This window comes from Pseudoalteromonas sp. 20-MNA-CIBAN-0454, assembly GCF_040308685.1.
GTDB classification, from domain to species: domain Bacteria; phylum Pseudomonadota; class Gammaproteobacteria; order Enterobacterales; family Alteromonadaceae; genus Pseudoalteromonas; species Pseudoalteromonas nigrifaciens.
On the sequence record NZ_JBEOOB010000063.1, the window covers coordinates 1 to 6,562 of the forward strand.

The 6,562-nt window shown below is 40.3% G+C and carries 5 protein-coding genes and 1 pseudogene; 5 read left to right on the forward strand and 1 reads right to left on the reverse strand.

Annotated features, from left to right (window positions below):
• The 5 genes and pseudogenes from ftsY to AAEZ22_RS17670 form a co-directional block, all read left to right on the forward strand.
• Positions 1-1,694: signal recognition particle-docking protein FtsY (gene ftsY / locus AAEZ22_RS17650; protein WP_352298231.1), on the forward strand; the 1,694-nt coding region annotated here is incomplete at its 5' end.
• A gap of 234 nt (positions 1,695-1,928) precedes the next feature.
• Positions 1,929-2,606, forward strand: a complete 678-nt coding sequence (gene ftsE, locus AAEZ22_RS17655; protein ID WP_058372450.1) for a cell division ATP-binding protein FtsE — start codon at positions 1,929-1,931, stop codon at positions 2,604-2,606.
• Complete coding sequence (ftsX, locus tag AAEZ22_RS17660) at positions 2,603-3,589, forward strand: permease-like cell division protein FtsX (protein WP_011327067.1); 987 nt, start codon at positions 2,603-2,605, stop codon at positions 3,587-3,589. Before ftsE ends, ftsX begins: the two co-directional genes overlap by 4 nt.
• A 224-nt stretch (positions 3,590-3,813) precedes the next feature.
• Positions 3,814-4,677, forward strand: a complete 864-nt coding sequence (gene rpoH, locus AAEZ22_RS17665) for an RNA polymerase sigma factor RpoH (protein WP_011327068.1) — start codon at positions 3,814-3,816, stop codon at positions 4,675-4,677.
• Positions 4,678-4,761: 84 nt separating this feature from the next.
• Positions 4,762-5,229, forward strand: a pseudogene (locus AAEZ22_RS17670) (methyl-accepting chemotaxis protein); the annotation flags it as partial.
• Between the two features lie 175 nt (positions 5,230-5,404).
• Here the strand turns inward: AAEZ22_RS17670 and AAEZ22_RS17675 are convergent.
• Positions 5,405-6,232 carry a mechanosensitive ion channel family protein gene (locus AAEZ22_RS17675; RefSeq protein WP_089367659.1) on the reverse strand — a complete coding sequence of 276 codons (828 nt, stop codon included), beginning with the start codon at positions 6,230-6,232 and terminating at the stop codon, positions 5,405-5,407.
• Between the last annotated feature and the right edge of the window lie 330 nt (positions 6,233-6,562).

Consider the following 6,562-nt stretch of genomic DNA (forward strand, 5'->3'; position numbering starts at 1 on the left):
AGCAAGCCGAAAAGCTAGCGATTGAAAAAGCCAATGCTGAGTTACTCGCAAAACAGCAAGCCGATGCTCATGCATTACAGCTAGAGCAACAGCAGCGTTTAGCAGAGCAAGCTGAAACTGAGTATTTAGAGCAGCAAAAACTTGCAGCCGAGCAAGCACAGAGAGAGCAAGCTGAAAAGCTAGCGATTGAAAAAGCCAATGCTGAGTTACTCGCAAAACAGCAAGCCGATGCTCATGCATTACAGTTAGAGCAACAGCAGCGTTTAGCAGAGCAAGAAGCGCAGATGCGCCTTGATCAAGAAAAAGCAGCAGCGGAAAAGGCTGAAGCTGAACGCTTAGAGCAAGTACGTATTGCAGCAGAGCAAGCAGAAGCTGAGCGATTAGAACAGCAACGTATTGCAGCAGAGCAAGCAGAAGCTGAGCGTTTAGAACAAGCACGAATTGCAGCAGAGCAAGCAGAAGCTGAGCGATTAGAACAACAGCGTATTGCAGCTGAACAAGCAGAAGCTGAGCGTTTAGAGCAAGCACGAATTGCAGCAGAGCAAGCAGAAGCTGAGCGTTTAGAGCAAGCACGAATTGCAGCAGAGCAAGCAGAAGCTGAACGTTTAGAGCAAGTACGTATTGCAGCAGAGCAAGCAGAAGCTGAGCGTTTAGAACAAGCGCGTGTTGCAGCTGAACAAGCAGAGGCTGAGCGCTTAGAGCAGCAGCGTATTGCAGATGAACTTGCAAGCGAAGCAACTCAAAAAGTAGAGAAACCTAAAAAAGAAGGTTTTTTCTCTCGCCTTAAAAAAGGTTTATTAAAAACTCGCGTTAATATTGGTTCTGGTTTTGCTTCCATATTTAGCGGTAAAAAAATAGACGATGATTTATTTGAAGAGCTAGAAACGCAATTACTCACCGCCGATTTAGGCGTTGATACCACAATGAAGTTAATAGACCGCCTAACTGATGCGGCAAACCGTAAGCAATTAAAAGACGGTGACGCACTTTATGAGCTAATGAAACAAGAAATGGCCGTAATGCTTAAAACTGCAGAGCAGCCGTTGGTTATTCCAGCCGATAAAAAACCATTTGTTATATTAATGGTAGGTGTTAACGGTGTAGGTAAAACGACGACCATTGGTAAATTGGCTAAGCAATTTCAAAGCGAAGGCAAGTCGGTCATGCTTGCTGCGGGTGATACATTTAGAGCCGCAGCGGTTGAGCAACTACAAGTATGGGGCGAACGTAATAGTATTCCTGTTATTGCACAGCATACTGGTGCTGACAGTGCGTCTGTTATTTTTGATGCTTTTCAAGCGGCAAAAGCGCGTAACGTTGACGTATTAATCGCAGATACAGCAGGGCGCTTGCAAAATAAAGACAATTTAATGCAAGAGCTTGAAAAAATAGCGCGAGTAATGAAAAAAATTGATCCTGATGCGCCGCACGAAGTAATGTTAACTATTGATGCAGGCACAGGGCAAAATGCGATTAGCCAGGTAAACTTGTTTAATCAATGCGTTGGTTTAACCGGTATTACTCTTTCAAAACTAGATGGCACGGCAAAAGGCGGTGTTATTTTTGCGGTAGCAGATAAGTTTAACATTCCAATTCGCTATATTGGTGTGGGTGAAAGTATTGATGATTTACGTGCCTTTAAAAGCGATGACTTTATTGATGCGCTATTTAGCCAAGATGAAGACGACGCTTAAAGCTTAGCAAGCTATTAGTACAAGCGTTGAAAAGTGATCAGCGCGACGTTCATAAAGTGAAAGCTTCACCCAAATGGTCATGTTTGTACTTTGATTTTCCGGTTCTGTAGGTGTGGTTTATAACACACCTTTAAAAGGTGGAACTTTTATTTACCAAAAGAGGGAGCTTGCTCCCTTTTTAATTGCGAGGAATACCAGCTTTATTGATGTTTAATAGTGTTGGCATAATAAAAAATGATAAATTTTCAGCAAGTAAGTAAAACCTATCCAGGCGGGCATCGCGCTCTTGAAAAAGTTAATTTTCATATTAAACCTGGTGAACTCGCGTTTTTAACCGGCCACAGTGGCGCGGGTAAAAGTACGCTGTTAAAGCTAATTAGCTTAATGGAACGCCCTTCTGCTGGAAGTGTGTTTATTAACGGTATCGATTTAAACAAAGTAAACTCACGGCAAATTCCTTATGCCCGTCGCGACATCGGCATTATATTTCAAAACCACCGCTTATTAGAGCGCTACACTATATTTGATAACGTAGCACTGCCCTTGATCATTGAAGGCACACACCATAAGCAAATTGCAAAGCGTGTGCATGGCGCGCTTGATAAGGTTGGCTTGATTGATAAAATTAAATGCCACCCATCTATGCTCTCTGGTGGCGAGCAGCAGCGTGTGGGTATTGCCCGCGCAATTGTTAACTCCCCGCCAATATTATTAGCAGATGAACCTACGGGTAACCTAGATCCTGAGCTTTCAATGGAAATATTACGTCTTTTTGAAGAGTTTAATAACCATGGGACAACCGTACTTATTGCTACCCACGATCTAGGATTAGTGGCCCGGATGAAGTATCGCAGCTTAACCCTAAAAGATGGTCGTATGATTCAAGATCCGTTAGCCGAGGGCGCATTATGAGTTTACTTTTTAAAAGTCGTCAAAATAGTAACGATAAACAAAAAAAATCAGTATTTGCTGGCGGTTATTTTTTTATTATTAATATTTTTCGCCAAGGCGTACATAGCTTAGGTGAAATGTGGCGTACACCTCTAGCGTCGTTAATGACTATTGCAGTACTGGGTTTGAGCTTAACCTTGCCAGCTAGCTTATACTTAGTGGTTAAAAATGTGCAACAGGTAAGCAGTGGCTTTGAAGAGGCCAGCGAAATTTCTTTGTTCGTAAAAGAAAGCATGAACGAGCAAGAAACCCAAACCTTAGTAAAGCGCTTAGCACTCTACCCAGAAGTGGAAAGCGTGACCTTTATTTCTAAGCAGCAAGCTCTACAAGAGTTTAAGCAAGTATCTGGATTTGGTCAGGCGTTAAGCTATTTAAATAGCAATCCGTTACCCGATGTTGTGCTCGTTATACCAACATCGCGACACAGACAACCTAATGCCGCAAAAGTACTTTTAACTAAGCTTGAAAGTGAGCGAGAAGTTGATTTTGGCAAGCTCGACATAGCTTGGCTTGAGCGCCTAAATGCATTGCTAAGCCTATTAAAAGAAAGTGTTATTACCATTGCGCTGCTATTGCTTACCTCGGTAACGCTAATAATAGGTAACACTATTCGTTTGTCTATTATGGATAAAAAAGAAGAAATACAAGTAATGAAGCTGGTAGGCGCTACTAATACTTTTATTCACGCCCCCTTTTTATGGACCGGAATATGGTATGGCGTTATAGGCGGGTTATTTGCATTTATATGTGTGGCGCTAATGATGTGGTGGCTATCAACTGCCGTTAGTAGTGTGGCAAGCGTTTACCAAACTAGTTTTTCTTTAATTGGTTTAACCTTAAAAGAATTTGGCTCGCTGGTACTGCTTGCTACTAGCTTAGGGTTTATTGGTTCGTACTTATCGGTTAATCGTTATATAAAAGAAATTGAGCCAGATAAAGTCTGACATAAAATGGTCACATTTTTATATTATTCTTTTTAAAGCAGTTTTTATAAAAGTGCTTTAAAGCTATAGCAGGCTTAATTCATCACTTATTCAGTCGCTTAGCGTAGACTTAAAAAATACAAAAAACCACTTGATTTATACTTAAGAAAAGTTTTAAATTGGGGTTAGCACTCTTAGGCAAAGAGTGCTAAGATGGTTTCAAATGTTTATCACCGAGGTGAAAAATGAGTAAAGATTTATACGCAATGGCACTTACAGTTGGACAGCAAAGCGCAAGCATGGACGGTTACCTTCAAGCGGTAAGCACTATTCCTATGCTTAAAGTAGAGCAAGAACAAGAGCTGGCAACACGTCTTCAGGAAGAAGGTGATCTTAGTGCTGCAAAGCAACTCATTATGTCGCACTTACGCTTTGTAGCGCATATTGCAAAAGGCTACTCGGGTTATGGCTTGCCACAAGCAGATTTAATCCAAGAAGGTAATATTGGCCTGATGAAAGCGGTAAAGCGTTTCAACCCAGAAGTGGGTGTGCGTTTAGTATCGTTTGCAGTGCATTGGATTAAAGCAGAAATTCATGAGTTTGTACTTAAAAACTGGCGCATCGTAAAAGTTGCTACCACTAAAGCACAGCGTAAATTGTTTTTTAACCTTCGTAAAAATAAAAAACGTTTAGGTTGGTTTAACCAAGCAGAAGTTAGCACAGTAGCTAGCGAGCTAGGTGTGAGTGAAAAAGAAGTACGTGAAATGGAATCGCGCATGAGCGGCCAAGACATGGGCTTTGACCTTACAGGTGATGACGACGACAGCGCACCAAGCAGCACCTATTCACCAGTACAGTATTTAACTGATGGCACTGCTGACTTAGCTGACGATATTGAGCAGCAACAATGGCAAGAACAATCACATACTCGTTTGTTTAGCGCTCTTAAAACGCTAGATGAACGCTCGCAAGACATTGTAAGCGCACGTTGGTTAACCGACGATAAAGCAACGCTACAAGAACTTGCTGAAAAATACAGTGTATCGGCTGAGCGTGTTCGCCAGTTAGAAAAAACAGCGATGAAAAAGCTACAAGCTGCAATGGTGTAAACCTAACCATTTAGCTAACAAAAAAAAGCCCCGCATATAAAATGCGGGGTTTTTTTGTTTGTTTCACGATATTTACTTAAAATTTTATTAGCACTCAATGCGGCTATTGAAGCTGCTCGTGCCGGTGAGCACGGTCGCGGCTTTGCCGTTGTTGCCGATGAAGTACGCGTTCTATCTCGCCGCACTCAAGAGTCTACTGCTGAAATTTATACTACTATCGAAACTTTACAAAACACGACTAAGCAGGCTGTTAGTTTAATGGATAGTAGTAAAAGGTTAGCTAATAATAGTGTTGATGACGTTAATGCTGCAGCGAAAGCCCTCGAAGAAATTACTCAAGCGGTTAATATAATTTCTGATATGGCAGGACAAATAGCCATAGCAGCCGAAGAACAAACACAAGTAACAAATGAAATAACGCAAAATACGGTTGCTATAAAAGATGTTACTGATGAGATCACTGAGTCGGCTTTGACCCATTTAAGCCAAGCAAAAGTACTTAAAGATCGCGCTGCTGATTTGAGTGATAAGGTGGCTACTTTTATTTTATAAGCGTGAATAATTACTCTACTGCAGCCTTATTAGTAGGCAGTAGAGTGATAGTCATATTTCTTCTCTTTCGCCTAAGTGAGCTACCCAGCGACATAGCTTCGCTCTGAACTCTGGGTTTTCCTCGATAAAAAGTCACTTTAATAAGTTCGACTTCTATTAATTTAGTAGTAGACCTTTAACCCTTAATATTATTTTTAGTTGCTTCGCTATACCACAGCTCCATAAAGCATTCAGTTAACTTATGTTCTATTTCAAGTGCTTTATCGGTTGGGCAAAATAGGGTGAAGCTTGCTCTAAATTCTCCTAACTCAGTAGTACCAAAGTGAATTTCGGGTTCTGGGCCTGAAATTTTTGCATCTAATTTTCTTTCGATAATAGAGTTATACCGGCTCGCCACTTCTTCAAACTCTTCGCAGTAATGCTTGGCTTTATTACGAAGAGTTTCGTAAATAGGGTACGGATTAAAGCTGTCTTTACGCACAATATTAAAATGATGAGTAGCAAAGCGTTTAACAAAGTTTAAGTTTTTTATTGGGCTGGTAATTAATTTGTTATTAGGAATAAATATTGTTTTTCTAGAGAATTGATAAGTTCGCATATCAATTTCATGTAAGGTGGTTTTAATCCAGTTGGTCTCTGCTACTTCGCCATAATATTCACCAACTTGTACCCAGTCGCCAATTCTAAATGGGCGGGTTGTTACTAAGTAAAAAAAGCCAATTACACATTGAATAAACTCTCTAGTGGCAAGCACAATAGCAACGGCAAAAGCGGCTATAGACAGTGCAAAGTTTTGAATCTCAGTCGACCATATAAACAGCAGTAACAAAACCATAGTAAAGTTAATAAAGTGCTTAATATTGTGTGCAATGTAGCGAGTATCTTTTTCTTTTTTTTCTGCTCTATATCGCGCCAACTTATCAACAAGTACTTTTAAACTAAATGCGATAGTGAGCACCACCACTGAGATAAGAACTGGGTGTAGTAGTATATCTTTGATCATAAATTCCAAAATACGAGTAATTGCAAACAAGCTTAGTATATTGATTTATGAAACCAATTAGCAAACTTAACCTCAAAAAAATTAAGTTGGGTTAGTCAGTTACTCCATTGCCAACATGGTGATGCTGTTTATTAAGCTGTTTACGACACAAAAGTACAAGCTCAATAGCTGAAATTAAAATTAAAGTATAACCAAGTGTTTCTATCCCTTCTTCTACCCAATAGCGCCAAGTGCTCCATCTAAATCTAATGAGTGCGTATTCTCATGACTTTGATCACCGATTCTCATCAGCTTTGATCGCTTGATTTATCATTTTGTAGAGCCATTTTT

Excerpts from the sequence above, each read along its gene's own strand:
- ftsE (WP_058372450.1), top strand. The coding sequence starts at position 1,929 with ATGATAAATTTTCAGCAAGTAAGTAAAACCTATCCAGGCGGGCATCGC.
- ftsX (WP_011327067.1), top strand. The coding sequence starts at position 2,603 with ATGAGTTTACTTTTTAAAAGTCGTCAAAATAGTAACGATAAACAAAAA.
- rpoH (WP_011327068.1), top strand. The coding sequence starts at position 3,814 with ATGAGTAAAGATTTATACGCAATGGCACTTACAGTTGGACAGCAAAGC.
- AAEZ22_RS17675 (WP_089367659.1), bottom strand. The coding sequence starts at position 6,232 with ATGATCAAAGATATACTACTACACCCAGTTCTTATCTCAGTGGTGGTG.